This is a genomic window from Pseudomonas petrae (assembly GCF_021728295.1).
Classification (GTDB): Bacteria; Pseudomonadota; Gammaproteobacteria; order Pseudomonadales; family Pseudomonadaceae; genus Aquipseudomonas; species Aquipseudomonas petrae.
The window spans coordinates 75,364-99,798 of record NZ_JAKJXE010000013.1; the positions used below are offsets into that span (position 1 = coordinate 75,364).

General features: G+C 60.6%; 26 protein-coding genes, 1 tRNA gene and 3 pseudogenes. 12 read left to right on the top strand and 18 right to left on the bottom strand.

Annotated features, from left to right (window positions below):
- Window positions 1-240: 240 nt before the first annotated feature.
- The 15 genes and pseudogenes from L4G42_RS20805 to L4G42_RS20875 form a co-directional block, all read right to left on the bottom strand.
- Window positions 241-600 carry a type III secretion protein HrpV gene (locus L4G42_RS20805; RefSeq protein ID WP_192174800.1) on the bottom strand — a complete coding sequence of 120 codons (360 nt, stop codon included), beginning with the start codon at window positions 598-600 and terminating at the stop codon, window positions 241-243.
- A 2-nt stretch (window positions 601-602) separates the two neighbouring features.
- Window positions 603-806, bottom strand: coding sequence for an HrpT family type III secretion system protein (gene hrpT / locus L4G42_RS20810; protein ID WP_074891941.1), 204 nt, complete (start codon window positions 804-806; stop codon window positions 603-605).
- Window positions 803-2,908, bottom strand: a complete 2,106-nt coding sequence (gene sctC / locus L4G42_RS20815; protein WP_237252342.1) for a type III secretion system outer membrane ring subunit SctC — start codon at window positions 2,906-2,908, stop codon at window positions 803-805. The genes hrpT and sctC overlap by 4 nt, the downstream gene beginning before the upstream one ends.
- Before the next feature lies 1 nt (window position 2,909).
- On the bottom strand, window positions 2,910-3,338 hold the full coding sequence (locus L4G42_RS20820) for a type III secretion protein (protein WP_237261176.1): 429 nt from the start codon (window positions 3,336-3,338) through the stop codon (window positions 2,910-2,912).
- On the bottom strand, window positions 3,325-3,549 hold the full coding sequence (locus tag L4G42_RS20825) for a type III secretion protein (RefSeq protein WP_065989219.1): 225 nt from the start codon (window positions 3,547-3,549) through the stop codon (window positions 3,325-3,327). The genes L4G42_RS20820 and L4G42_RS20825 overlap by 14 nt, the downstream gene beginning before the upstream one ends.
- Before the next feature lie 90 nt (window positions 3,550-3,639).
- Window positions 3,640-4,221 (bottom strand): type III secretion system stator protein SctL, encoded by a 582-nt coding sequence (sctL, locus tag L4G42_RS20830; RefSeq protein WP_237252338.1) that lies wholly within the window; start codon window positions 4,219-4,221, stop codon window positions 3,640-3,642.
- A 37-nt stretch (window positions 4,222-4,258) separates the two neighbouring features.
- Window positions 4,259-4,801: a type III secretion protein gene (locus tag L4G42_RS20835; RefSeq protein ID WP_237252337.1), complete on the bottom strand. Its 543-nt coding sequence runs from the start codon at window positions 4,799-4,801 to the stop codon at window positions 4,259-4,261.
- Window positions 4,801-5,604 (bottom strand): type III secretion system inner membrane ring lipoprotein SctJ, encoded by an 804-nt coding sequence (sctJ, locus tag L4G42_RS20840; protein WP_237252335.1) that lies wholly within the window; start codon window positions 5,602-5,604, stop codon window positions 4,801-4,803. Before sctJ ends, L4G42_RS20835 begins: the two co-directional genes overlap by 1 nt.
- A 9-nt stretch (window positions 5,605-5,613) precedes the next feature.
- Window positions 5,614-5,988, bottom strand: a complete 375-nt coding sequence (gene sctI / locus L4G42_RS20845) for a type III secretion system inner rod subunit SctI (RefSeq protein WP_192134532.1) — start codon at window positions 5,986-5,988, stop codon at window positions 5,614-5,616.
- Window positions 5,989-6,029: 41 nt separating this feature from the next.
- Window positions 6,030-7,085: a harpin HrpZ family protein gene (locus tag L4G42_RS20850; RefSeq protein ID WP_237259770.1), complete on the bottom strand. Its 1,056-nt coding sequence runs from the start codon at window positions 7,083-7,085 to the stop codon at window positions 6,030-6,032.
- Between the two features lie 53 nt (window positions 7,086-7,138).
- Window positions 7,139-7,468 (bottom strand): type III secretion system major pilin HrpA, encoded by a 330-nt coding sequence (locus tag L4G42_RS20855; protein WP_272904034.1) that lies wholly within the window; start codon window positions 7,466-7,468, stop codon window positions 7,139-7,141.
- A 171-nt stretch (window positions 7,469-7,639) separates the two neighbouring features.
- Window positions 7,640-8,548: a sigma 54-interacting transcriptional regulator gene (locus tag L4G42_RS20860; RefSeq protein ID WP_237252330.1), complete on the bottom strand. Its 909-nt coding sequence runs from the start codon at window positions 8,546-8,548 to the stop codon at window positions 7,640-7,642.
- Window positions 8,549-8,916: 368 nt separating this feature from the next.
- Entirely contained in the window at window positions 8,917-9,858 is a 942-nt protein-coding gene (locus L4G42_RS20865; RefSeq protein WP_237252329.1) for a sigma 54-interacting transcriptional regulator, read from the bottom strand.
- A gap of 1,202 nt (window positions 9,859-11,060) precedes the next feature.
- Window positions 11,061-12,033: pseudogene (locus L4G42_RS20870) on the bottom strand (transglycosylase SLT domain-containing protein); the annotation flags it as partial.
- Window positions 12,034-12,143: 110 nt separating this feature from the next.
- A complete protein-coding gene (locus tag L4G42_RS20875; RefSeq protein ID WP_237252328.1) occupies window positions 12,144-12,584 on the bottom strand; it encodes a LexA family protein in 441 nt (146 codons plus the stop codon).
- Window positions 12,585-12,682: 98 nt separating this feature from the next.
- Here L4G42_RS20875 and L4G42_RS20880 point away from each other — a divergent pair, with 98 nt between their 5' ends.
- A complete protein-coding gene (locus L4G42_RS20880; protein ID WP_237252327.1) occupies window positions 12,683-13,411 on the top strand; it encodes an SOS response-associated peptidase family protein in 729 nt (242 codons plus the stop codon).
- A gap of 45 nt (window positions 13,412-13,456) precedes the next feature.
- On the opposite strand, the gene L4G42_RS20885 is transcribed toward L4G42_RS20880, so the two are convergent.
- Window positions 13,457-15,679: a TonB-dependent siderophore receptor gene (locus tag L4G42_RS20885; protein WP_237259769.1), complete on the bottom strand. Its 2,223-nt coding sequence runs from the start codon at window positions 15,677-15,679 to the stop codon at window positions 13,457-13,459.
- 330 nt (window positions 15,680-16,009) lie between these two features.
- Between L4G42_RS20885 and L4G42_RS20890 the strand changes: the two genes are divergently transcribed.
- Window positions 16,010-16,363 carry a DUF4190 domain-containing protein gene (locus L4G42_RS20890; protein WP_237252325.1) on the top strand — a complete coding sequence of 118 codons (354 nt, stop codon included), beginning with the start codon at window positions 16,010-16,012 and terminating at the stop codon, window positions 16,361-16,363.
- 16 nt (window positions 16,364-16,379) lie between these two features.
- Entirely contained in the window at window positions 16,380-16,829 is a 450-nt protein-coding gene (locus L4G42_RS20895) for a DUF805 domain-containing protein (protein WP_237252468.1), read from the top strand.
- Window positions 16,830-16,914: 85 nt separating this feature from the next.
- Here L4G42_RS20895 and L4G42_RS20900 read toward each other — a convergent pair whose 3' ends face one another.
- The gene (locus L4G42_RS20900; RefSeq protein WP_237252324.1) at window positions 16,915-17,799 is read right to left on the bottom strand and encodes an EamA family transporter; all 885 of its coding nucleotides are present in this window, start codon (window positions 17,797-17,799) and stop codon (window positions 16,915-16,917) included.
- Window positions 17,800-18,062: 263 nt separating this feature from the next.
- Here L4G42_RS20900 and L4G42_RS26440 point away from each other — a divergent pair.
- Window positions 18,063-18,830, top strand: a pseudogene (locus L4G42_RS26440) (MCP four helix bundle domain-containing protein); the annotation flags it as partial.
- A 258-nt stretch (window positions 18,831-19,088) separates the two neighbouring features.
- Window positions 19,089-19,688, top strand: a pseudogene (locus L4G42_RS26445) (methyl-accepting chemotaxis protein); the annotation flags it as partial.
- 97 nt (window positions 19,689-19,785) lie between these two features.
- Here the strand turns inward: L4G42_RS26445 and L4G42_RS20910 are convergent.
- Window positions 19,786-19,876, bottom strand: a tRNA-Ser gene (locus tag L4G42_RS20910).
- Between the two features lie 171 nt (window positions 19,877-20,047).
- Between L4G42_RS20910 and L4G42_RS20915 the strand changes: the two genes are divergently transcribed.
- From L4G42_RS20915 to L4G42_RS20945, 7 genes are all read left to right on the top strand, one after another.
- On the top strand, window positions 20,048-20,719 hold the full coding sequence (locus L4G42_RS20915) for a Bax inhibitor-1/YccA family protein (RefSeq protein WP_237252322.1): 672 nt from the start codon (window positions 20,048-20,050) through the stop codon (window positions 20,717-20,719).
- Window positions 20,720-20,833: 114 nt separating this feature from the next.
- Window positions 20,834-21,226 carry a sulfurtransferase complex subunit TusD gene (tusD, locus tag L4G42_RS20920; protein WP_237252321.1) on the top strand — a complete coding sequence of 131 codons (393 nt, stop codon included), beginning with the start codon at window positions 20,834-20,836 and terminating at the stop codon, window positions 21,224-21,226.
- 1 nt (window position 21,227) lies between these two features.
- The gene (tusC, locus tag L4G42_RS20925) at window positions 21,228-21,590 is read left to right on the top strand and encodes a sulfurtransferase complex subunit TusC (protein WP_237252320.1); all 363 of its coding nucleotides are present in this window, start codon (window positions 21,228-21,230) and stop codon (window positions 21,588-21,590) included.
- The gene (gene tusB, locus L4G42_RS20930) at window positions 21,590-21,889 is read left to right on the top strand and encodes a sulfurtransferase complex subunit TusB (RefSeq protein WP_237252319.1); all 300 of its coding nucleotides are present in this window, start codon (window positions 21,590-21,592) and stop codon (window positions 21,887-21,889) included. The genes tusC and tusB overlap by 1 nt, the downstream gene beginning before the upstream one ends.
- A complete protein-coding gene (locus tag L4G42_RS20935; protein ID WP_237252318.1) occupies window positions 21,886-22,221 on the top strand; it encodes a TusE/DsrC/DsvC family sulfur relay protein in 336 nt (111 codons plus the stop codon). The genes tusB and L4G42_RS20935 overlap by 4 nt, the downstream gene beginning before the upstream one ends.
- Window positions 22,218-23,219: a glycosyl transferase family protein gene (locus L4G42_RS20940; protein ID WP_237252317.1), complete on the top strand. Its 1,002-nt coding sequence runs from the start codon at window positions 22,218-22,220 to the stop codon at window positions 23,217-23,219. The genes L4G42_RS20935 and L4G42_RS20940 overlap by 4 nt, the downstream gene beginning before the upstream one ends.
- Window positions 23,220-23,316: 97 nt before the next feature.
- Window positions 23,317-24,318 carry a glutathione S-transferase family protein gene (locus L4G42_RS20945; RefSeq protein ID WP_237252316.1) on the top strand — a complete coding sequence of 334 codons (1,002 nt, stop codon included), beginning with the start codon at window positions 23,317-23,319 and terminating at the stop codon, window positions 24,316-24,318.
- Window positions 24,319-24,435: the final 117 nt, after the last annotated feature.

The window sequence follows — 24,435 nt, forward strand, 5'->3', positions numbered from 1 at the left end:
AGGTCTCGCGGAGTGGGCCGAGCGGCATGGATGCCGCGAGAGCCGCCCCCCGCCATGGATGGCGGATGGCGGCGGGCCCACGGAGCGAGACCGGAGTGAAGGAACCCCGACGCAGGAGGGGCCAAACCAGGAGCAAGCACCCTTGGTTACTTGGGGTGCTTTTCCAAGTAACTCGCCGAAGGCGAAACGTCTGCCCCCAGGCAGACGCTCTTGATCTTGAAAGCGAGCCCCGCGAGCGCGCTACTGCAAAGCATCACTCAGATGCCCCAACCCCGCCAGCTCCAGCTCCTGCCGACGAATACTGTCCAGACTCACCGCCGCCCCCTGCGCATCGGGCACCGCATGCCAGACCACAAAATCCCGCTGCACATCCAAAAACAAAAAGAAGTCGTTGAACAACTCCGCCTGCGAAAACCGCCGCTCCAGTGCATCGCGCAACTGCTCGGGGCGCAACGCCCGGCCCTCAATATGCAGCGCGATGCCCCAGTCCCGGTGCTCACGTCGACTGACAAACGCCACACCCGTCGCCACCGGCCAGATCGCCGCACGCTCAGCGGCGACGTGGGCGTAAAACGCTGATTTTTCCGATACCCGAATCATGCTCAGTCCTTCAATGGCACCACAGTAAAATCCTGCTCATGGTCACGCTCATCGATCCCCTGACGCATGTCCGGCGGCCACCAGATCACCAGCTCCCGGTCATTGGAATCCGGCCGCTTGCACGAATAACCCGAGCAACCGTGGGTGGCACACCCGGCCAACGTGGCGGTGACCAGAAACAGCAAAAGCAAACCGCGCAGGTTCATCGTGTAGCCCCCTTGAGCAGCGAAGGTCGGTTCTGTTTGGCCTTGCTCGACACCTGCGGCTGGCGCAGGGCAATGTAGATTTCACTCTCGGCCCCCGGCTGCAGCCACGCATGGGGCCAGGCGCTGACACCCATCACCCAGCGACCGCCACAGCGGCTTTCGTCGATGCGCACCGGCTTGCTGGTGGTGTTACGCGCCACGACCACCGCGATGCCCCAGTCCTTGCGGGTGAACCACTGCGAACGCTGGCGATCCATGGTCAGCCCGACGCCCGGATCACACAGGCTGTCGGCTTCGAACGGCAGGGTCTCGCCACTGGTAAAGCCCAGTGGGGTCACGCCGTCGAGCAGCTGGGTGAACGCGTTCTGCACGTCGCTGCGGGTCGGTTGTTCACCGCCGTCGCGACGTTCCTTGATGCGCTTCATCTGGTCATCGACGTCGTGGGGGTTGCCGTTCTGCACGTAGCGCGCCGGGTTGATCTGATCGCCGATCAGCCGCGGCGTGAGGATGAACAGCCGCTCACGCTGGTTCAGCTCGCGACTGCGGGACTGGAACAGCAGTTTGCCGATGACCGGAATGTCGCCCAGCAGCGGGATCTTGTTGACCTTGTCGGTGGTTTCCAGCCCGTGGAATCCGCCGATCACCAGCGACCCATGCTCGGCGATCACCGCTTGGGTGCTCACGTTGCCCTTGCGCACCGCCGGCTGGTCTTCGTTGATTTGCGAGGTGTCGATCTGGCCGTCTTCGATGTCGACAATCAGCTGCACCTGGGATTTGCCGTTCTGGTCCAGGGAGCGCGGAATCACCTGCAAGCTGGTGCCAGCCGTGATGGGCACAATGTCCGCTACCCGCTCGGAGGTGGCGGTGAGGTATTCGGTGCGGCTGAAGTCGATCACCGCCGGCTGGTTTTCCAGGGTCAGGATCGACGGATTGCCGATCACCGACGCCGCGCCGTTGCCTTCGAGGGCATGCAGGTCTGCCGAAAACTTGCCGGCATCCTGGATAAACAGCGTGGTGCTGGTGCCCTGCTCGAACAGATTGGCGCCGCCGCTCACGCTGCCACCCTTGAAATTCCAGCGACTGGACAGCTGCGCCAGCTCGTTGCGATCGATGTCGAGAATCACCGCGTCGATCTCGATCAGGTTACGCGGCGTGTCCAGTTCCTTGACCAGCTTCTCGTACATCGCCCGGCGCTTGGGCAGGTCGTAGATCAGCACCGAGTTGTTGCGCACGTCGGCGCTGACGCGGATCTTCGAGCGGCCGGCTGCTTCACTGAAGGAACCGCCGCGTTTGCCACGGGAACCCAGCACCTTATCCAGCCCTTGTTCGATGGCGCCGGTGTCGAAACCCTGGCCCTCCATGCCGCCGTAATTGAGGCCCGAGGAATTATTGCCGCCATTTATTGAACTGCCAGCTGCGCCCTGCCCTTGCAGCAGGTTGACGCCGTTGATGGACTCGCCCCGGGAGCGGCTTTCCAGCAGCTCCTGGAGAATGCTGGCGACGCCGGCCACAGTCAGTTGCTGATCGCGATAACGAATGGTGCGGTCGGCGGCGTTGGCGTACTTCAGCGGCAGGACCACGATGTCCTGCTTCTCGGCTTTTTCCGGCGCCTCGACCTTCTTGCTGTAATTGCGCACGAAGTCGACGTACTTGGCCGGACCGCGCACCAGCACCACGCCTTCGTCGGGCAATGCGCCCCAGCCGAAGCGCTTGTCCAGCAGGCCGACATCGGACAGCGCCTGCTGCAGGTCATCGACCGCTTCCGGCGACACTTCGATGCGCGCCGAGGTCTGCTCGCTGGTCGGGCTGATGTACAGGGTTTCGTTGTAGACGAACCACTGGAAGTGATGTTCCTGACCCAGCCGGTCGAGGAATTCCTGGGGGTTCTGCGCGCGAATGCGCCCGTCCAGCGTGCCCTGGATCGCCGGCATGTCCAGGCCGATGCCGAACTCCTTGGCGAAGTCTGCCAGCGCGGTGGCCAGATCGGTCTGCCGCGCATCGTAGGCGTAGGCGGTGTGTTTCCAGGCGTCAGGCACCGCTGCCAGCGCCGGCGCGCCGATGCCGATCATCAGCAAAGGCAACCACATTAAGGCCTTGCGCATTTCACACTCCCGGTTGCCAGGTTTTGAGGGTCGAGCGCGACGACGAGGCGGTCGCGCTGCGAATCGAGGTTTGCATGAGGCTGAGCATCGCGGCGCGCTGATTGGCCAGGCGCTCCAGACGTTCGAGCAGTTGCGTGGGATTGCAGGGGTCGGCGACCCAACTGACCAACACCACGCAGCGGGTGTCGGGGTCGATGGCCAGTCCGCCCTCGCAGGCACAGGCCACGCCGGCACCGCCTTGGGTCAGCACTGCGTCAAGGCGCTGCGGGTCGCTGCCGTCGTAGGGATCAAGCACATCGAGGCTCAGGCGAATGCCGCTGCCCGACACCGCCAGTCGCGCGTTGGCATCGTCGATCCAGCAGTCCAGCGGCGCGAGCGGACGGCGCTCGCACCACTGATCGAGGATCGCGCTGAATTCACTGAATTCCATCGATGATCGCTTTGGTGATGCCGTGTTTGGCGCGCAACCCTTCGTTGAGAATCATGTTGGCGACGTTGGTCTGCTGCGAGGCATCGCTGAACGCCTGGAAGTCTTCCATGGTCCCGCTTTCCGAGGCGGTTTCGGCGGCGTCCTGCATGTCGTCCTGGGCGCGGGAATAGGAGTGATCGAGGTGGTTTTGCAGGGATTTGAAACTGATCATGCCAGTGGCTCCAACTGAGGGATTCACCCCCTGAGTGGAACCTGCGGCCGCTCCGGTTCCATGAACCGTCACAACCGGGTCAAGAAAAACTCATGTGTGCGCCGATTGCCCCACGAGCCCACGACGCAGACTGTCCCAGTCGATGTCGAACGCGCCGTTGGCATCGCTCAGGCGCAGGGTCTGCGGCGCCAGCGTCGGGTCACCCTTGAGCTGCCAGTGATCGGTGAATCGACTGGCCGACAACCACTCGCCGAGGCTGTCGAGCATGGCCGGATGAGCGCTGAGCACGGCCCTGGTTTCGACGGTCTGGCCGGCGGCGAGATTCCTCATCAGCGCGCGGCTGCGCTCGGCGAGGCTGGTCTGGTCGAGCAACTCGGCCAGCGCCTCATTGAGCAAGGCTTCCACGGCCTCCATGGATTCCTCGGCCAACGCCAGTCGTTGCTGCTCCAGTTGCTGCAGAAAACCGTTGGCGCTGTCCCAGAATTGCGCCAGCGCCTGATCCTTTTCGTGCTGCGCCTGGGCGTGGGCAGCGGCCAGAATTTGCTCAGCTTCTATGCGGGCGTTGTCCAGCACCTCAGCGGCGAGCACGGTACCGGCCAAGTCTTCGCGACGCAGGATGTCGGTGACCAGCACGGCGGATGAAGACAACACGAGACGACGCTTGGCGAGCATGTTCAGCTCCTGAAGGACAATGAGGTAACCGCAATCATCAAGGCGTCGTCACCCGCCATAACACCGAGTGCCACAGGGTTTGCAGCTTGTTTTCGGGCAGCTCGGCACACTGCGGCGGAAAGGCAGCCGGCGCCCAGGACAGGCGCAGCCGCGACCAGCAAGGCTCGCCCGCCCACGCCGCAAGCAGTACGCGCGAATCGTTCACCGAAGCGTCCAGCCATAAGCCGGGCCGCAGCGCCTTGGCCACCGCGCGGCACCAGGGCTCATGCACATGCCCGGCGTCGTCAGCGGTCGCCTGCCCGCCCTGGCCAAAGCAGATTCGGCCGGCCAACGACAGCGCCCGTTGCTGCTGGGCATCATCCAGTTGCAGCCATTGCATCAGCGAATCAACGGGCGGTGGCGGTTGGCTCGGGACCACGCCGACGCTCTGCAGAAAGACAGTGTGGCGGGTGCCCAGCAGCTCGGCGCAATCCTCGCGGGTCACGCCGCAATGGTCGGCAAACACGTCGATCCAGTCGGCATGCGCCCATTCCCATGGCGCACACCACCAGCGAATCCAGTGCTCCTCGGCGCTGAGCATTACGCCCGCACCGGCATGCTCGTCCGTGCACCGCGGCGCAGGCCGATGCGTTGCAACAGCGCACTGCGCCAGTCACCGCGCAGGATCAACACAATCAAGGCAATCAGCAGCAGCGCGGCAAACGGCGCGAGCCACAGCATGCGATTCCAGAAGTCGAGGTTGGCGCTGTCGACCAGAAACGGCCCGAAATTCACCAGCCGTTCGGTGTCCTGAAATTCCGCCGCCGGCACGAACACGATGGCGAATTTCTTCGAATCCAGGGGCTCGCCGGACATGCCGGGAATGCTGCTGGCGACCATTTGCTGAATGCGCCCGCGCACGCTGTCGGGGTCGAGGGCCGAGGTGTGTTTGATGAACACCGCCGCCGACGCAGGCTGCACCGGCTCGCCCGGCGCGATGCGTTCGGGCAGCACGACATGCACGCGGGCGACGATCACGCCGTCGATCTGCGACAGCGTCGCCTCCAACTCCTGGGACAAGGCGTAGATGTACCGGGCGCGCTCTTCCAGCGGCGTGGAAATCACCCCTTCCTTCTTGAAGATTTCGCCCAGGCTGGTGCGCGAACGACGCGGCAGGCCGGCGGCATCGAGGATCCGCACCGCGCGATTGATCTCGGCGGTCGGCACGCTGATGACCACGCCGGTCTTCTCGCTGCGCTTGCGCGCGTCGATGTGCTGGTCGGCGAGGCTGGCGATCACGTCATTGGAATCCTGCTCGGACATCCCGGTGAACAGGTCCGTGTCATCGCTGCACCCGCTGAGCAGCAGCATCAGGCAGATCAGTCCCGCAGTCAGGTAGTTCACGTCATGCCTCTACTGCAGGTTGGTCAGTTTGTCGAGGGCCTGGGCGCTCTTGCTGACGACTTTGGTGGTCAGCGCCATCTGCAGCGAGTACTGCGACAGCGACCGGCTCATCTGGGAAATTTCCAGCGGGTCGTCGGTGGTGGACGCCCGTTTCATCTTGCGCGCCGCTTGCTGCGACAGCTTGTCGGTGGCGCCAAGACGGTCCGACAGCGCGCTGGCGATCTGTTCGGACAAATGGCTCTGCTGCATCGACAGCTCGGGGCGCATGGCGGCGTTGAACAGATCGACGTCCGCCTGCGAAGGCCCGCTGACCAATCCCTGATCCAGGCGCGGCTCAAGATCGGTGGACGGCGATTTGAGTTGGTTGACATTGGAAAGGGTCACGGCGGTTCTCCGGCAGACGGTGTCGAGGGGCGCGGCTGGGTTCAGGACAGGCTGTTGCTGTTGCTGCTGCCGCCGCCCACCAATGCCGAGACAAGGGCGGAAGCAGCTTGGACCAGCATGTTTTGCTGATCGTGTTGGGCGAATGGGTTCTGCCCCCCTGCGCCATTGACGCCGGCACCGTTCTGTTCAGCCTCCAGCCCTTTCTTGATCAGGCCGCTGAGCAGTTGCCCCAGGTCCTGGGTCACGCTGTTGCCGGCACCACCCGACTGGGACGCATCGTTCACTGGCGTGCCGAGGCCGCCGCCGACGCTGGCATTGACGCCCTTCTGCAGCAGGTCACCCAGCAGTTGGCCGAGGTCTTGATTCAGGCTGTTCGGGGTTTGCACACCGCCGCCCGATGGATCAGTCGGTGACGGGTTGCTGAGTGGGTTACCCAGTGGCGATCCGCCGCCGGCATCACTGAGGCCGCTCTGTTGCTGATCGAGTTGACCGCCAAGAGAGTCGAGCGCAGAACGGAAGGCAGCGGTCTCTTTGCCGTCGAGGAAGTTGTCGCCCTCGGCCGTGAGTTCGTTCTTCCAGGAGCCCGAGTCCGGCGCCGGGAATTTGCCCGGATCCTGGGCCGTGCGCTGGTCCATGAATTCGGCGATTTTTTCCAGCAGTGGCATGTCGCCCTTGGAGAAGGTGGTGCCGCTGTCCTGCTTGGTCAGCAGGTCATCCAGTGAGGCTTTGGCCAGACCGTTGAGGGTCTGCGACATCAGGTCCGGCGCGCCGGCACCCGCCTGGCCTGCATCGGCGGCGGCACCAAAATTCTCGCCCAGCTTGTCTTTGATCAGGTCGCCCAGCGCAGCCTTGATCATGTCCGGATTGCCGCCGATCAGGGACGCCAACGGGTTGTTCTTCTCCATCTGCTTGCCGACCATCTGGCCCAGCGGCGATTCCTTGTCCAGGTGCCCGCCTTTGGTCAGCGCCTGAGCGAGCTGATCGATCACGTCCTTGAGCGACTGCGGGGTCTTGTCGCCGCCCAGCGCTGGCTGGGACACCACAGTGCCGATGTGCAGGTTTTGCAACGGATTGGTATTGGCATTGAGACTTAGCATGAAACCTCCATCCTCAGGTGGATGCCCCCTTTTTCAGGGGGCGCTCGGACCGATCAGTAGCTGATGCCCTTGGCGTTCTGCGCCTCGGCACTGATCGCCTTGTTGGCGCTGTCTTCCTTGCCGGAGCGGATAGCGCTGAGGACGTCGTTGGTTTGCTTGCGGATGTCGGCGTCGGTCTGCATGGCAATCAGGCGCGCCTGGCTTGCATCGGCTTTTTCGGTGGCGGCGCTTTGTGCAGCTTCTGCCTTGGACGGGCCGGCGGCGTCAGTGATCTGGCCTTCCTGCTTAACATTGGTCACAGCGCTGGCTGCCTGCTGAGCCACTTGCCCACCCGCGTTGATAGCGCTGTTGGCGAAACCACCGACCATTGAGATTGGATTCATGTCGAACACTCCTGAGTCATCACCAGCGAAAGTGCTTGGTGCCAATGGGTGGCCCGGACCTCAGGATCGGTTCCGCGCGTGGCTCAATAAAATTCAGGATGGGCCCGGGAGCTGCGGATCTGGCTGTGTGAACGGAGGGTGTGTCGCCAGAAGCAGCGGGGTAAGAGAAGGTCAGACGTCGAGTTCTTTCATGCGGTGGTAGAGCGTGCGACGGGGGATGTCGAGTTCCTGGCTCACGGCATCGACGCTGTTGTTGTGGCGCTTGAGCGCGGCCTGAATCAGTGCTTTTTCGATCACCCGCAACTGCGATTTGAGGCCCGATGATTCGCCCTCCTCGCCGGCCTCGCCGCCCAGAAGCGGAAAGCCCATGACGTGACGCTTGGCCGCTGATTTCAGTTCGCGAATATTGCCCGGCCAGTCGTGGTTGAGCAGGACATGCCGCAGCACGCCAGTAGTCTCTGGCACCGGAATACCCGATTCCTGCGCCGCCGCCTCAGCGAAACGGGTGAACAGCGGAAGAATGCGGGCGCGCTGCTCGCGCAGCGGCGCCAGGGTAACGGTCAATACGTTCAAGCGGAAATACAGATCCCGGCGAAAGCGCCCCTGCTCGACCATCTCGTCGAGGGAGCGCTGGGCCGAGGCGATAACGCAGATATCCAGGGCAATGGGTGATGTCGAGCCGAGCCGTTCGACGGAGCGCGTTTCCAGCACCCGCAGCAGTTTGGCTTGCAGGCTCAGGGGCATGCTGTCGATCTCGTCGAGGTACAACGTGCCGCCCTGTGCCGCTTCGATGTAGCCGACCCGCGCCCGGTCGGCGCCGGTGTAAGCGCCGCTGACCACGCCGAACAATTCGCTCTCGGCCAGGGATTCCGGAATGGCGGCGCAGTTCATGGCGACCAGCGGTCCCTTGCGCCCGGACAACGCGTGGATCCGGGTGGCGACTGTGTCCTTGCCGGTCCCGGTTTCACCCGACAAAAGCAGATCGATCCCCAACTGGCCGAGACTCCGCGCAACCACGCGCAGGTTCGGCACCTGATTGTCGTCCTCCAACTGTTCATCGCCTAACTCGTACACACTCATCCACGACCTCTGGCATTTCAGGGTTACGCGACATTGGCTGCGCGAGATTGGCTGCGAGGCGTCCATTGCGAGACAGCACGCTTGATGGAACAGGTATTTGTGGAACTGGATGGGTGGGCGGGATTCGCTTTTGTAGGACCGGCTTTAGCCGGGAAGGCGTCAGGCGTCACACCACACATCCGTTGTTGCTCACACTGGCCTCTTCCCGGCCAAAGCCGGTCCTACTGACCGCGAACCTGGTGGGACCGGCTTTCAGCCAGGAAAGCGTCAGGCGCTACACCACAAATCTGATGCCGCTCGCACTGGCCCCTTCCTGGCTAAAGCCGGTCCTACTCAATCAACTGCATGGGCTGACACAGCCGGTCCCGCTAAATCACCGCCGCTTCATCCGCATCCTTCATCCCCAGCTCTTTCATCCGGTGATACAAGGTGCGTCGGGGGATTTCGAGTTCCTGCACCACCGCGTCGAGGCTGTGCTTGTGACGCTTGAGGGCGTCTTCGATGAGCATTCTTTCGATGACCCGCAGCTGAGTCTTCAGGCCGGTTTCCATATCGCGATCCGGAGACGCATCGCCGCCCAGCAGCGGGAAACCGAGCACGAAACGCTTGGCCGCCGACTTCAGCTCGCGAATGTTGCCTGGCCATGAGTGGCTGAGCAGCAGTTGCACCAGGCGATTGTCCAGCGCGGGAACCGGGCAACCGAAATCGGCGGCGACTTCCTGGGTGAACTGGTCGAACAACGGCAGGATCTGTTCGCGACGCTTGCGCAAGGCTGGCATCTGGATGGTCAGCACATTGAGCCGAAAAAACAGGTCGCGACGAAAAAGCCCTTGTTCCACGAGTTCATCCAGAGGGCGCTGTGCCGAGGCGATGACCCGAAGGTCCACCGGAATGAACGCGGTCGAACCCAATCGCTCGATGCCGCGGGTTTCCAGAATACGCAGCAGCTTGGCCTGCAGGTTCAGCGGCATGCTGTCGATCTCGTCCAGGTACAGCGTGCCGCCACAGGCCGCCTCGATGTACCCCTCCCGGGATCGGCTGACACCGGTGTAAGCGCCGTTGACCACACCGAACAGCTGACTTTCCGCCAGGGATTCCGGAATAGCCGCGCAATTCATGCCGATGAAAGAACCTGTCCGACCGGACAAGTCATGAATACGTTTGGCCAGCGTGTCTTTGCCTGTTCCTGTCTCCCCGCACAGCAGCAAATCCATACTCAGGTTTGCGGTATTCAATGCTATCTGCTGGATATCCAGCGCCACAGTTTCAGGCTGACACGGACACTCGCTTACATCGATTTCTTCTTTCATCGATACCTCTCGTAGTGGGAGCAAGCGATTTATTAATACCACGCATTCCAAAGGCAGCAATAATTAAATTTAGTTCCCCGACGGGGCGAGACTTACTGCACACGCTGGACAAGGCCAGCCGTGATAGCACTTTGACTTTATTGACGGCGACAACTAATTATCTGCCAAACATTCAAACAGCTATTTAAATTTAGCCCTTGCCCCCGTCCGGACGATGACTTACGCGGGACGGCAAAGCCTGCGGTGACTAAGGCGTGCATCACAATAGCTTAACAATCATCAGGTTATGCTCTGCCATGGTGCGCCTGGCCTCAGTCGCTCTGGTTGCACACTGTTCTGCCGTAGCCCGAAGCCTGGAACTGAATTAGTAATACTATTATCAACCGTGTGTTGTGGTTAACGCGCCGTCCGTTTTGAATGTATTTATATCGCTCATGTTCAACGATGACAACTAACTAAGTTTTGCGCCCGACTCACCCGCCCAACACTGTAAAAACTTATATAACTCGATTCGCATCGAAAGTGACCGTTCGCGGATCGCGCAACTTGAATATCATCCATTCATTAATAACGCACTTAGTTTAAACTCGTTCGGAAAACCGACTGTTCCAACTCGGTTTTCCGAACAGGATTTACTGTACTCCGGCGTATAGGTCCAGAACCCTTGAATCTAGCGGGTCCGACTCGGCACACGTCCTAATGACGTACGCAAAATCCGAGGCAAAGGTTTGCGCAGTGCGGCTGATTTGATAATGGATCCAACTGTTGGTAGCGACGACCGGCGACTTGTAGCGAGCAGACAGCCCACGCAAAAAGCTATGTAGGTTTCACTGTGAATGTTTCTAATTGTGTCTTCGCCGGAGGCTGGCCACGATGTATCAGCGCTCTTACACAACGCACAAAAGTTCGGTGAGATTCTCGTTAATCGATTTAGCAAATAGGCTTGCCACAACTCATGCGGTCAGACGGAGGCAGAAAGGAGGGCGTATGCCATGTGTCCGCGCCGATACAGAGTGGGGCCACAGAGCGGCTTATTGCTGCCAAAATTAGGCCCGAAGCGGACAATCCTGCGGCTGAAGCGTGGTGTCAGGGACGCACGATCCCCGCTGACGCCGTGGCAGTACTGACTGCCAGTGCCTCGTTACCGTGCATCACGTCGTCGGTCATTTTGCCGAGGGTGGCCGAAAGGTGCTCGAACTGGTCGCGAGGCACCAGCAGGCGGGAAGGTCCGTCGGCGGTTTTTTTGCGCAGAAACGCCGGATTGAGGTTCAACAGCACCGAGCGATCGATGCCGGCACTGGCGGCGAGGCGCTCAAGGTCAACCGGTCGCGCAAGCTCCAGCACCGTGAAATACGGCGCGTTGGCCACCGGGCTGAGCTTCACGCCATAGGTCTCCGGTTCGCGCACCAGCAACGACAGCGCCAGCAGGCGCGGCACGTAATCCTGGGTTTCCTTTGGCAGGCTCAAGTGCCAATAATCGGTGGGCAGGCCTCGCCGCTGATTCGCGTCGATGGCCCGGCTCACCGTGCCCTCCCCCGCGTTATAAGCCGCCATCGCCAACAGCCAGTCACCGCCGAACTGGCCGTGCAGACGCGTCAGGTAATCCATCGCCGCTTTGCTGGACGCCACCACGTCCCGGCGTCCGTCATACCAGGCGGTCTGACGCAGGTCGAAATCGCGCCCGGTGGCGGCCATGAACTGCCACAGCCCAGCCGCGTCACGGATCGAATTGGCTTTGGGGTTGTAGGCGCTTTCGATGATCGGCAACAAGGCCAGCTCCGCCGGCATCGCACGCTGATCGAGGGTTTCTACGATGAAGTGCAGATACGGACTGGCCCGCTGACTGGCATTGCGGATGAAGCCTGCGTTGCCCAGCAGCCAGTCGCGCTGCCGCACAATGCGCTCGTTGACGCCGTTATCGTCGGCCAGACGGAAATCCTGTCCCATCCGCTGCCAGATATCACTGCCGTCGTAGGGTTGCGCCGGCCGCGAAAAGGCCACCGGCTCAACGCTGCGATTGAGACCCGCCACCAGGCGCGGCGTGCGTTCAGTCCTCGCCTCGGGCGGGCCGTAAGACTGGCAGCCGGCACACAACATCGCGACAGTCAGTGAAGCAATGCGCATCGGTCGAGCGACACGCAAAGCGCCCGGGTACGGGCTGAAGGCAGGCGGCATTGGAGGTCATCCTGAGAGGTTTATGCTGTGTGGCACGGGCGCTTGAATGGTTCCAATAAGCCCGTGCAGTCACACCCTCTCCACCCTTCCTTATATAGAAAGCCTCTCCATCACGAATGCATCACCTTGTCGTGATCGCGAACGCTGTATTTCACCACGCCCCAGATCAGCAGCTCGTCACCCTCCATGACGTAGCGCGGCGGGTATTTGGTGTTCTCGGACTTGAGAATGACCTCGTTGCCACGCATGTGCAGGCGCTTGCAGACCGGCTCGGTATTGAGCGCGGCGATGACGATATCGCCATGCTCGGCATACAGGCTGCGGTCGACGATCACCAGGTCGCCGCAATAGATGCCCGCGCCCTGCATGCTGTCGCCCTCTATTTTCACGAGATAGACATGGGGCGCGCGGAGGTCGAACAGCTCGTCCAGCGAAATGTGCCGCTCGATGTGATCGGCCGCCGGCGAGGGAAAACCCGCCGGCACTTGAAAGGCATAAAGGGGAAATCGCTCGCCCGCCGCCGACAATCGGCCAAGGATGGTGACACTCATGAGACTGACCTTGTGTTTGTTAACTGTACGTATATACAGTTAACGTTCTCAACCGCGCGCGGTCAATCTGGTAAGCAGGAAAATTCGACGGGTGACACATGTGCGGACGCTACTCGATCTACGAGCCAATGGATCATTACCTCAAGACGCTGGCGCCAGAGCAGCTGGTGATCAATGGCTACGATCTCTGGCCCATCGAGCGTTACAACGTGGCGCCGACCACCCGTGTCGAAATCATCCGCCCTGTCGCTGACGGCTTGAGCGTCGACAAGGTGCGCTGGGGCTGGTCGCCCTACTGGGCGAAAGGCAAACGGCCCGACCCGATCAATGCGCGCGTCGAAACGGTGATGACGGGCAAGTTCTTCAAGGACCTGTGGCCGAATGGTCGCGCGCTGGCCCCGGCAAACGGCTGGTACGAATGGGTGAAAGACCCGAACGATTCGAAGCGCAAGCAGCCCTGGTTCATTCATCTGAAGGACCAGCAACCGATGTACTTCGCCGCATTGGGCCTGGTCAGCCCCGGCCTTGAGCCGGACGAACGCGACGGCTTCGTCATCATCACGGCTGCGAGCGACGCCGGCATGCTCGACATCCACGACCGCCGCCCGCTGGTGCTGACGCCCGAGCTCGCCCGGGAATGGGTCGACCCGCAGACGCCGGCGTCACGGCTCGCGCAAATCGCGCAGGAAGGCTGCCGGCCGGTCAGCGATTTTCACTGGCATGCCGTGGGCAAGGAGGTCGGGAATGTGCGCAACGAGGGGGCGCAGTTGATCGAGCCCTTGGCTGGGCTCGATTTGCTGGCGGAAGATCAGAACGAGGACGTTTGATCGCCGTGCTTTGCGATCAAACGGTATGCAGGGTGTGGCGAGTGGTCAGAGCGTCCACTTCACCGAGAACATTAGGTTGCGCGGATCGCCGTAAACGCCGGTGCCCGACTCTTTCGGGATGCCCTGCCAGTAACGTGTGTCGAAAAGGTTGTTGACGTTGACCCGACCGTCCCAGTGCTCGTTCAGCTTGTAGCCGGCCATCAGGCCGACGATGCCGTAAGCGTCCTGATCCGCTTGGCCGTCGCCGACGCGGTTGAAGGTCTTGCTCTGGGCAAGCACGTCCGCCCCTACTCGCCATTTGTGCAGCTCGCCCGGCAAGGTGTAGCTGGTCGCGGTTTTGAACAGATGCTTCGGCTGTTCGGGGGCGAACAGTTTGCCTTCGTTGCTTTTGGTGCCGTCTTCGACAAACTGGCTCAGCACGTAGGTGTAGGACGCCGAGAACTGCCAGTCCGGCGTCAGCGCGCCGCTCAGCTCGGTGTCGATTCCGCGGCTGCGCACCTTGCCCGCTGCGCCGTAGCAGCTGGAAGCCGGGAAGCTCGGGCAATTGGTGGAGTTCTGGTCCTGGACGAGATACGCGCGGTTTTCCTGCTCCATTTCAAACAGCGCCACCGACGCATTCAGCGCGCCGTCGAAATATTCGCCCTTAAGGCCGATCTCGTAGTTCTTGCCGGTCATTGGCTTCAGCACCGAGCGCGACGAATCCATCTCGGTCTGCGGCTTGAAGATTTCGGTGTAGCTGGCGTAGGCCGAGTACGTCTCGTTCAGGTCATAGATGACGCCGGCGTACGGCGTGACTTCGCGGACCACCTTGTAATCACCACTGCCGACGCGGTTGTCGAAGTCATACCAGCTGACGCGGCTGCCGAGGATCACGTGCAGCGGGTCGATGGGGTTCAGGCGCGCGGCGGCGTATACGCCTTCTTCGGTGGCGGCGTTACGGGTTTCGTACAGGCTGGTGTCGACGTCAGGTTTGGGCAGTGAATGGGGCGGGTTGTAGATATCGATCGGCGTGCCGTCGGTCCAGCCGCCCCACTGGTGAAACTTCTCCTGCCGGTGGCTCACGCCCACGACCAGCTCATGCTCGCGACCGAACATCTGAAACGGCCCGCTGAGGGACGCATCAAGGTTGGTCTGGTCATCGTCGTCGCGGTACTTGCCGTGGTACTGCTGAAAACCCAGACCGTCGTAGTTGCCGATGTAGCTGGAGAAGGTATCCGCTTCGGCCCAGATCTTCTGCCCGGCGAGCTTGGCCGACCAGCCGTTGTCGAAGCGGTGCGTGACGTCGGTGAAGAACATGATGTTGTCCTTGTTCCAGTACGACCAGTCGTTGCTGAGGAACGTCGAACGCTTGAGGTGCAGGTCTTCGCCGTTTGGACCGCTGGGCAGACCGCCCCAGTCCGAGGTGTTGTCGTCACGCTGTTTGGACGCGCCGACGGTCCAGGTTGTTGAATCATTCAGGTCGGCTTCGAGAATCCCGTAAAAGGTCTGGCGCTGGTTCTTGCGGATGTCGGAGAAGCTCTTGTCGTCTTCGTACGCGGCCACCACGCGGCCGCGAACGGTGCCGGAATCGTTGAGCGTGTTCGACGCATCGACCTCGGTGCGGTAACGGTCCCAACTGCCAGCGCTGGTGGTCACGCTCACTTGCGGCACGGCGGTCAGGCGCTTGCGCACCAGGTTCAACGTCGCTGCCGGGCTGCCCGCGCCAGTCATCAGGCCCGTCGCACCGCGCACCACTTCGACGCGGTCATACATGGCCAGGTCCGCGCCGGAAATCACATCCTGAGTGTAGGTGCTGATGCTGCTCGGCAGCCCGTCGTACATGATGTTGTCGATCTTGAAACCGCGCGCCAGAAATTCCTGACGGTCCGACGCCGTTCGGTGCAGCGTCACGCCGGGTGCGTATTTCACCACGTCGTTCAGGTCGTTCATGCCCTGATCGTCCATGCGCTGGCGGGTGATCACACTCACCGATTGCGGGGTCTCGCGGATGGACAACGGCAGCTGGGTCGCCGTGTTCATGGAACCCGTTGTATACGAACCCGAATTCTCCGTGGTCGCCTGCCCCGCGATGCCGTAATCGGCGTTGATGCTCAAGCCTTCCAACGCCACTGCGCCCGGCGCAGAGTTGCCGCTGGCACTGCCCGGTTGAGTGAGCGATGTCGCCGATGGCTGATCGGGCAAATCCTGCTGCGTCGGTGCTGCGAAGGAATGGCTGGAGAAACCAAGGGCAACAAGTGCCGACAAGGCAGGCAGGGCGGGACGTAGCATCGGGTGCTTCCTGGAGAGGACGAAGGCGTGCTGATCTGCGGCACGGCACCCTGACGAGCGACGTTCCGCATGGCGAAAAGCTATGAGGGCGCCGATCGTAACAATATTTTTATAAAATGTTAATGCAAAGCGTTATCAATTGTTAAGGATTCTGATTCGGCTTCACAGGCTTGGCAATGTAAAGGGATGAGCAGGCAGGCGAGCGTCCCGCAACGACCTGCATGCTTGGTCCTGAACAGCGCGAGTAGAACGCCTACAAAATCTTTTTCTAAAGATTCCTGCCAGGGTGCCGACAAGCACCCACAAGCCTTTCTGATATAGGGAAATGAGATGGCGATGGTATTTTGTCGTGGCTGTGCAAAGGAGCTGCATGAAACGGCAGTCACTTGCCCACAATGTGGCGCGAGTCAAATCACCTCAGCAACACTCCCCCCTGCAAACGTTGGCTCCCCCTGGATGGCAATCATTTCGCTCGTGCTCAGTATCGTGTGCACTCTTGCGCTCTTCGACCAAAATGAATGGGACACAGAGACGATTCAGGGCTTGGGCCTGTTCTCTGTCGCCGCCCTGATTCTCGGGATCATCACTATCAACACCAAAAGACCGGGCTATGGCATGGCCATCGCCGGGACTGTGTTATCGGGTGTCTCACTGCTTATTTTCGTTGGACTGGCTGTTAATTAATCAAAGGAAGATTCAAATGGCATTTTGTAGTGGTTGTGCAAAAGAAATCAGTGATGGTGCTGTCACGTGCCCGCAGTGCGGCGCGCCGCAGTTGGCGTACGCAGGCGGCGGCAATAGCGCTGCCGTTGTCACCCAGCCAGGTTTTTTTCACTGGTATGTAGACGTTCTGAAAAAGTACGCGGTGTTCAGTGGGAGGGCGCGGCGCAAGGAATACTGGATGTTTTTCCTGATCAACTTCCTGATCGCTATCGCGATTGCCGTTGTCGACGCCATCATCGGCAGCCATTCAATGATCTCGAATGTTTATAGCCTTGCGTTATTGATACCCGGCCTCGCCGTTGGCGTTCGCCGACTGCACGACACTGATCGCAGCGGCTGGTGGCTCATTGTGCCGTTCGCCAACATCGTGTTCCTGGCTACGGAAGGTCAAAAAGGCGATAACCGCTTCGGCCCGGCTCCCCAGTAAGCTGATTGGAAGGGGCGGACTCGACGCCCCTTCCATTGGCAAGCCATTTCTGGCGAGGCGAATTCACGTCAGCGCCAGCCCCCCATCAAGCCATTGCTCGTCGCCCGCGGCTGACCAGCTTGGGCCCAAGCAAGTTTACCGTCAGACCCAACATCACAAGCACACCCCCCGCGCATTGCAGCACGCTCAGTCGCTCGCCCAGCACTAACGCTGAGGAACTGAGGCCGACCACAGGCACCAGCAGCGAAAATGGCGCGACCTTGCCCGCTGGATAGCGCGACAGCAACTTGCTCCAGCTGATGTAGCCGAAAAGCGTGGCAACGAAGGCCAGATAAGCCAGCGACAGCACCGAACTCCATCCCAAATTGAGCAGTGAATGCTCAATCAGCACTGGACCCTCCAGCCACAGCGACATGGCGAGAAACGGCAGCGGCGGAACGATCGCACCCCAGACCACCAGGGCGACGAGATCGACGTTCCCAAACCGGCGCGTGATGATGTTGCCCAACGCCCACATCGAAGCCGCGCACAAAACCAGCACCACCGCCAGCAGCGGTGTCGCAGCCCCCGTGCCCATGCCGATAAGGGTCAGTCCGCCAGCGGCGATGAGTAAGCCCGCCACGCTATAAACGCGTAATTTCTCACCGATGAATATCGCGGCGAACAGCAGCGTGAAAAATGCCTGCGCTTGCAGCAGCAAGGAGGCCAACCCCGGTGGCATGCCATGGGCCATGCTCTCGAACAGGAAGGCGAACTGACCGAAGGAAATGGTCGCGCCATACGCAAGCAGCCAGAACCAGGGCAGCTGCGGACGGCGGATGAAAAACACCGCTGGAATCGCGACCAGCGTGAACCGCAGCGCGCCCAGCAACATCGGCGGCAAGCCGTCCAGCCCGTATTTGATGACGATGAAATTCAAACCCCACGCAATGATGACAAGCAATGCCAGGCAAAGGTCTTTAAACGGCATGGTGTTCCTCAATAGTTGGCAGGTATTTCGGGGCGAGCCCGAGAAGCAATAATCGCCTCCCGCTCGCTGCGTTTGCAAACGCCTTGGCAGCGTTAAATGAAGAATTAGTTAATTGATTATTCAGCACTGCGCAAACGCGCGGGCATGATGGCCATAGGCCTGTTGATCCGCTGGGCGTACCTTAAGTAATCGAAAATCCGGCAGACACGCTGATAGCTGGAACGGACCTCAGCGCCTTCCTTTGGAGCTCCGGAGAAACCCCCATGCGACTACAAAACTTTAAGATTTCGACCAGGGCGCTGCTTTGCTTTGGTCTGATTACGCTGATCCTCCTAGGCCTAGGCGTATTCGCGTACCTTCAAATTGATGAAATGCGTGCCACTGAACAAAGCCTGGAAACTGACGTGGTTCCCAGCATTCAGGTGATTGACGATATCCAGATTGCACTGCTGCATACCCGGCTGGAAAGCATACGATTATTGGCGGTGTCGGGCCCAGATGCAGAACGCAAGGTCACCGACAATATTTTTCAATACATCGCCACTCTCGAAGACAAGACGGGTTACTACCGAGCCCACCTGGTCACTGGCGAAGAAGATAAAAGGCAGTTTCAGACAGCAAATGGCCTGATGGAAAAATACATATCAGGCGTCAAAAACATCATCGCGCTGAATAAATCCGACCATCAAACCGCACTGGATTTCGCCAACACCGAGCAAGCGCAGACCGCGACGCAGTACCAAGCAGAGCTCACGAAGCTGCGTGACATCAATTCACAGAACGCAGTCAGCGCAGGGCATCGCGCTGCAGAAGTTTACAGCCACAGCATCATGGTTCTGATCTCTGTTGTTTTGGCTGCTTCGGTTCTCACCATAGGCCTGGCTTATGCTCTGACCCGAAGCATCGTAAAGCCGGTCGCCAGCTCATTGACCTTCGCGCAGCGAATCGCAACGGGCGACCTCTCCGGCGTCCTCGCCGTGACGGGCCGGGATGAGATATCCAGTTTGATGATTGCGCTCAATCTCATGGCGGGCAGTTTAAAGACCACGCTCACTGAAATATCGGGAGCGGCCGACCAGCTGAGCACCGCGTCCGTCGAAATGACATCGATCACCGAAAGCGCAGATCGCACACTTCAAAAACAGAACAGCGAGATCGAACAGGCGGCCACTGCGGTCACCGAGATGAGTGCGGCAGTAGAAGAAGTTGCCAGAAATGCGAACTCAACGTCCGAGGCCGCAAAGTCATCCAGCACATCCGCCGAAGAGGGCAACCGAAGGGTCGTAAACACGGTGACGGCCATGACGAGCCTCGCCGACCTCGTCGACAACTCTGTGGTACAGGTCAAGGCCCTGGCCAGTCAGGCTGACGATATTACAAAAGTGCTGAGCGTCATCAGGGCCATTGCCGAGCAGACGAACCTTCTCGCGTTGAACGCGGCGATTGAGGCGGCGCGCGCCGGGGAGCAAGGAAGGGGTTTTGCTGTGGTGGCAGACGAGGTACGAGCACTGGCGCACCGGACCCAGCTGTCCACTCAGGAAATCGAGCAGATGATCACCAAGGTCCAGTCAGGGTCTGCCGCTGCGGTGGAGTCCATGGACAAAAGTAGACAGGAGGTTTACAGCACGCTGACCTCTGCGAAAGACGCAGGCTCGTCCCTGCGCCTGATCACCGACGCGGTCCTGGAGATCAATGAACGAAATATGCAGATTGCAACGGCTTCGGAGCAACAAGCGCACGTTGCCCGCGATGTGGACAGAAACCTGGTGAGCATTCGAGATTTGGCAATGCAGAGCACCGAGGGTGCGAGACAGACGCTGGAAGCAAGCAACGAGCTGTCGAAGCTAGCGGTCCGGCTCAACGACATGGTCGGCAAGTTCCGGCTTTAGCCCATCGCTGCCCCGACACCCGGACTTCAGGGCCCATCGCAAAAACCAAACCCCGGAAACGAAAAAGCCCCGCAGATGCGGGGCTTTTTACTGTGTTTGGCGGGGAACTAGGGATTCGAACCCTAGAAACGCTATTAACGTTCGCCGGTTTTCAAGACCGGTGCATTCAACCACTCTGCCAATTCCCCGAAGCATCTTGCGTCGGAAGGTTTTGCCACCCCTCCCTCGCTTTGCGGGCGCCATAATACCGTAATGAAACAAGCTGTCAAACTCTCCGGCTAGCGCGCTGCGTCGCCTCTGTTATGATCTTTGCAACTTGAGGTTTCAAACCCTTCATTTTCACCATCAGGAGTAGCGCCATGCGCGAACAGGATTACGCAGTCAACAACCGCGTGCAGGTCGAGCAGCTAGAGGTTAGCCGCGTCCTGCGCAACACTTACGGCCTTCTGGCCCTCACCCTCGCCTTCAGCGGCGTCATGGCGTTTGTTGCACAACAGATGAACGTGCGTTACCCGAACGTCTTCGTCGTGCTGATCGGCTTCTACGGTCTGTTCTTCCTCACCAACAAATTGCGCGATTCGGCGTGGGGTCTGGTCTCGGCGTTCGCGCTGACGGGCTTCATGGGGTTCATCCTCGGCCCGATCCTCAACCGTTACATCGGCATGCAGGGCGGCGCTGAAGTCGTTGCTTCCGCGTTCGCAATGACAGCGCTGGTCTTCGGCGGTCTGTCGGCCTATGTGCTGATCACGCGCAAGGACATGAGCTTCCTCGGCGGCTTCATCACCGCAGGCTTCTTCGTGTTGCTCGGGGCCGTGGTGGCCAGCATGTTCTTCCAGATCAGCGGCCTGCAACTGGCGATCAGCGCCGGCTTCGTACTGTTCTCGTCGGTCTGCATTCTGTTCCAGACCAGCGCGATCATTCAGGGCGGTGAGCGCAACTACATCATGGCGACCATCAGCCTGTATGTATCGATCTACAACCTGTTCATCAGCCTGTTGCAGATCTTCGGCATCATGGGCAGCAAAGACTGATCAGTTTGCCCGCTTCAACAAAAAGCCCGCTTCGGCGGGCTTTTTGCTGTCCGGCGTTCGTGAATTCTTTATCATTGCGCCCATGTTCCCTGTCAGCGCCCCACCGAGCCGCCCATGAAGTTCGCCATCGCCCTGCATTCGCCCGCCCACGCACCCTCCTCCCGACGCGCGTTGCTGTTCGCCAAAGCCGCGTTGGCGCAGGGCCATGAAATCGTCCGGCTGTTCTTCTATCAGGACGGCGTGCACAGCGCGTCCGGCAATGTCGTATCGCCCCAGGATGAGTCGGATACCGCTGTGCAGTGGCGTGATTTCGTCATCACCCACCAGTTGGATGGCGTGGTCTGCATTGCAGCAGCCCTGCGCCGGGGCGTGTTGAATGCTGAGGAAGCAGAGCGCTATTCGCGACCTGCGGCGAACCTCCCCGCACCCTGGGAATTGTCGGGGCTGGGTCAGCTGCACGACGCAGTGCAGACGGCCGATCGCTTGATCTGCTTTGGAGGGCCGTAAAGTGGCGAAGTCATTATTGATCATAAGCCGTCAGGCCCCCTGGTCCGGCCCCGACGCCCGGGAGGCGCTGGACATTGCCCTGGCCGGCGGCGCGTTCGATCTGCCGGTCGCCATGCTGTTCATGGACGACGGTGTCCTTCAGTTGGCGACGGCGCAGAACGCCAGCCAGGTGCAGCAGAAAGACCTGACCGCCAACCTTCAGGCGTTGTCGATGTTCGGCGTGGAAGACCTGTTCGCCTGCAGCACCAGCCTGAATGAGCGAGGGATGCAGCCGGCCGGGTTGAGCGTCGAACCGCTTCAGGTACTGGATGACCCGCAAATCGCCGCGCTCATTGACCGTTACGACCAGGTGATCACAATCTGATGGCTACCCTGCACGTACTCTCTCACTCCCCGTTCACCGACTCGCGCCTGAGCAGTTGCCTGCGTGTGCTCGGCAGCGACGACGCGATCTTTTTGTGCGGCGACGCAAGCTATGCATTGCGCGCAGACACCGCTACCGCCCAGCTATTGAGCGCGAAAACCGGCAGACTGAAGCTATTCGTGCTTGATGAAGACGCCACCGCTCGAAACATCGCGCTGCCTGACTGGGCCCAAGGCGTCGATTACGCCGGCTTCGTCGCGCTCTCGGTGCAATACGACAAGGTCAACACGTGGTTATGAAACAGCTCATCGTCGACGGGCGCAGCATCGCGCTGGACAAAGACGGCTATCTCGAGGACCTGCACGACTGGTCCAACGAAGTCGCTGAAGCCTTGGCCCTTGAGGAAGATATCGCCCTTACTCCCGATCACTGGGAAATTCTCAAACTGCTGCGTGCGTTCTACGCAGAGTTTCAGCTGTCCCCGGCCACACGGCCGCTGGTCAAGTACACCGCGCTGAAACTGGGCGCCGACAAGGGCAACAGTTTGCACCTGAACCGTCTGTTCAACGGCACTCCCGCCAAACTTGCCGCCAAGCTGGCGGGCCTGCCAAAGCCGACCAATTGCCTATGACCGACTTCGCCCCCCTCGTCACCGAAACCCCTGCCGAGCATCCGTTCGCGCCTTTCGTTCGTATTCTCGGCAAGGGCAAGCGTGGTGCGCGCAACATGACCCGCGCTGAAGCCCGGGAAGCCATGGGCATGGTGCTCGATGAAAAAGTCGAAGACACCCAGCTCGGCGCTTTCCTGATGTTGCTTCGACACAAGGAAGAAAGCCCGGATGAGCTCGCAGGCTTCACCGAAGCGGTGCGCGAACGTCTGCATGCGCCGGAACTGACGGTCGATATCGACTGGCCGACGTACGCCGGCAAGAAGCGCCATCTGCCGTGGTACCTGCTGGCGGCCAAGTGCCTGGCGCAGAATGGCGTGCGCGTATTGATGCACGGCGGCGGCGCCCATACCGCCGGCCGGTTGTACAGCGAGCAGTTGCTGGAGCTGTTGGGCATTCCGCTGTGCCGAAACTGGCAAGCGGTCGGTGAAGCGCTGGAGCAGCAGAACATTGCGTTCTTCCCCCTCGGCGACTGGGCGCCGCAGCTGCAGCGCATGATCGATCTGCGCAACACGCTGGGGCTGCGCTCGCCGATCCACTCGCTGGCGCGCATCCTCAATCCGCTGGGCGCGCGGTGCGGGCTGCAGAGTATTTTCCATCCTGGCTATCAGGGCGTGCATCGCGACGCCAGCAGCCTGCTCGGCGACCACGCCATTGTGATCAAGGGCGACGGCGGTGAAGTCGAGATCAATCCCGACACCATCAGCCACTTGTATGGCACGACTGACGGCCAGCCGTGGGACGAGGAATGGCCGGCATTGTCGGACCGTCGCCACGTGAAGCCGGCCACACTCGACCCGCAGCATCTGCTCGCGATCTGGAAAGGCGATATCGAGGACAGCTACCCGCAACTGGCGCTGGTTGCGACCATGGCGCTCGCATTGAGGGGCCTCGGAATGCCCCGGGCTGAAGCCTTCGCGCAGGCGCAGCAGTATTGGGCAAACCGGAACAGATCGATTTAGCCGATAGCTACCCCCCAGTCTTTGCGCTATTCGTTCGAACGATTGCCCTTAGACTGATCTCCAACGTACTTCGGTACAGCTCACTTTGGAGTCAGACATGGGCCTTCTCGTTGAAGGACGCTGGCAAGACCAGTGGTACGAAAGCAGCAAAGACGGCGCTTTTCAGCGCGAACAGGCCAAGCGCCGGAACTGGGTCACCAGCGATGGTCGGCCCGGTCCGTCCGGTGAAGGCGGCTTCAAGGCGGAGGCCGGTCGCTACCATTTATACGTTTCGCTGGCCTGCCCGTGGGCCCATCGCACGTTGATCGTGCGCAAGCTCAAGGGTCTGGAAAGTCTGATCGACGTTTCCGTGGTCAGCTGGCTGATGCGCGAAAACGGCTGGACATTCGACAAGCAGACCGGCTCCACCGGCGATGCGCTGGATGGCCACACCTTCATGTACCAGCGCTACCTCGCCGACACCGCCGATTATACCGGTCGGGTCACCGTGCCGGTGCTGTGGGACAAGCAGCTGAATCGCATCGTCAGCAATGAGTCGTCGGAAATCATCCGGATGTTCAATTCGGCATTCGACGATCTGACGGGCAATCACCTGGATCTGTACCCGGAGCCGCTGCGCAGCGAGATCGACCGGCTGAACGACCGTATTTACCCGGCCGTGAACAACGGTGTCTATCGCGCCGGGTTCGCGACGTCGCAAGGGGCATACGAAGAGGCCTTCGATGAAGTGTTCGCAGAGCTCGATGCGCTGGAAAGCCTGCTGGGCGAAAAGCGTTACCTGGCGGGTGAATACCTGACGGAAGCCGACGTGCGCCTGTTCACCACGCTGATTCGCTTTGACGCCGTTTACCACGGGCACTTCAAGTGCAACCTGCGGCGCATCGCCGATTACCCGAACCTGAGCAACTGGGTGCGCGAGGTGTATCAGCTGCAGGGTGTGGCTGAGACGGTGGATTTCGCGCACATCAAGCATCACTACTACGCGAGCCACGCCACCATCAACCCGACCGGCGTCGTGCCAAAAGGCCCGCAGCAGGACTTTAGCGGCGAGCATGATCGTGGGCGTTTGAGCGGGAAAGGGATTTTGCAGAACGGCTGAAGGCGTGGAAGCCACTCGGTCATTCACCACGAGATCATTATAGGAGCGCGCTTGCCTGCAATTGCGGAGGATCAGCTACAGATGTGGCGCTGATCCACCGCGTTCGCCAGCAAGCCG

Coding starts and splice junctions, on each gene's coding strand:
- L4G42_RS20900 (WP_237252324.1), bottom strand. CDS start 17,799: ATGCCGTTTAAAGACCTTTGCCTGGCATTGCTTGTCATCATTGCGTGG.
- L4G42_RS20850 (WP_237259770.1), bottom strand. CDS start 7,085: ATGCTAAGTCTCAATGCCAATACCAATCCGTTGCAAAACCTGCACATC.
- L4G42_RS20935 (WP_237252318.1), top strand. CDS start 21,886: ATGAAACAGCTCATCGTCGACGGGCGCAGCATCGCGCTGGACAAAGAC.
- hrpT (WP_074891941.1), bottom strand. CDS start 806: ATGAACCTGCGCGGTTTGCTTTTGCTGTTTCTGGTCACCGCCACGTTG.
- L4G42_RS20865 (WP_237252329.1), bottom strand. CDS start 9,858: ATGAAAGAAGAAATCGATGTAAGCGAGTGTCCGTGTCAGCCTGAAACT.
- L4G42_RS20835 (WP_237252337.1), bottom strand. CDS start 4,801: ATGCTCAGCGCCGAGGAGCACTGGATTCGCTGGTGGTGTGCGCCATGG.
- L4G42_RS20895 (WP_237252468.1), top strand. CDS start 16,380: ATGGCATTTTGTAGTGGTTGTGCAAAAGAAATCAGTGATGGTGCTGTC.
- L4G42_RS20875 (WP_237252328.1), bottom strand. CDS start 12,584: ATGAGTGTCACCATCCTTGGCCGATTGTCGGCGGCGGGCGAGCGATTT.
- tusB (WP_237252319.1), top strand. CDS start 21,590: ATGGCTACCCTGCACGTACTCTCTCACTCCCCGTTCACCGACTCGCGC.
- L4G42_RS20915 (WP_237252322.1), top strand. CDS start 20,048: ATGCGCGAACAGGATTACGCAGTCAACAACCGCGTGCAGGTCGAGCAG.
- L4G42_RS20860 (WP_237252330.1), bottom strand. CDS start 8,548: ATGAGTGTGTACGAGTTAGGCGATGAACAGTTGGAGGACGACAATCAG.
- L4G42_RS20855 (WP_272904034.1), bottom strand. CDS start 7,468: ATGAATCCAATCTCAATGGTCGGTGGTTTCGCCAACAGCGCTATCAAC.
- tusD (WP_237252321.1), top strand. CDS start 20,834: ATGAAGTTCGCCATCGCCCTGCATTCGCCCGCCCACGCACCCTCCTCC.
- L4G42_RS20825 (WP_065989219.1), bottom strand. CDS start 3,549: ATGATCAGTTTCAAATCCCTGCAAAACCACCTCGATCACTCCTATTCC.
- L4G42_RS20890 (WP_237252325.1), top strand. CDS start 16,010: ATGGCGATGGTATTTTGTCGTGGCTGTGCAAAGGAGCTGCATGAAACG.
- L4G42_RS20885 (WP_237259769.1), bottom strand. CDS start 15,679: ATGCTACGTCCCGCCCTGCCTGCCTTGTCGGCACTTGTTGCCCTTGGT.
- L4G42_RS20945 (WP_237252316.1), top strand. CDS start 23,317: ATGGGCCTTCTCGTTGAAGGACGCTGGCAAGACCAGTGGTACGAAAGC.
- sctC (WP_237252342.1), bottom strand. CDS start 2,908: ATGCGCAAGGCCTTAATGTGGTTGCCTTTGCTGATGATCGGCATCGGC.
- L4G42_RS20820 (WP_237261176.1), bottom strand. CDS start 3,338: ATGGAATTCAGTGAATTCAGCGCGATCCTCGATCAGTGGTGCGAGCGC.
- sctL (WP_237252338.1), bottom strand. CDS start 4,221: ATGCTCGCCAAGCGTCGTCTCGTGTTGTCTTCATCCGCCGTGCTGGTC.
- L4G42_RS20880 (WP_237252327.1), top strand. CDS start 12,683: ATGTGCGGACGCTACTCGATCTACGAGCCAATGGATCATTACCTCAAG.
- L4G42_RS20940 (WP_237252317.1), top strand. CDS start 22,218: ATGACCGACTTCGCCCCCCTCGTCACCGAAACCCCTGCCGAGCATCCG.
- L4G42_RS20805 (WP_192174800.1), bottom strand. CDS start 600: ATGATTCGGGTATCGGAAAAATCAGCGTTTTACGCCCACGTCGCCGCT.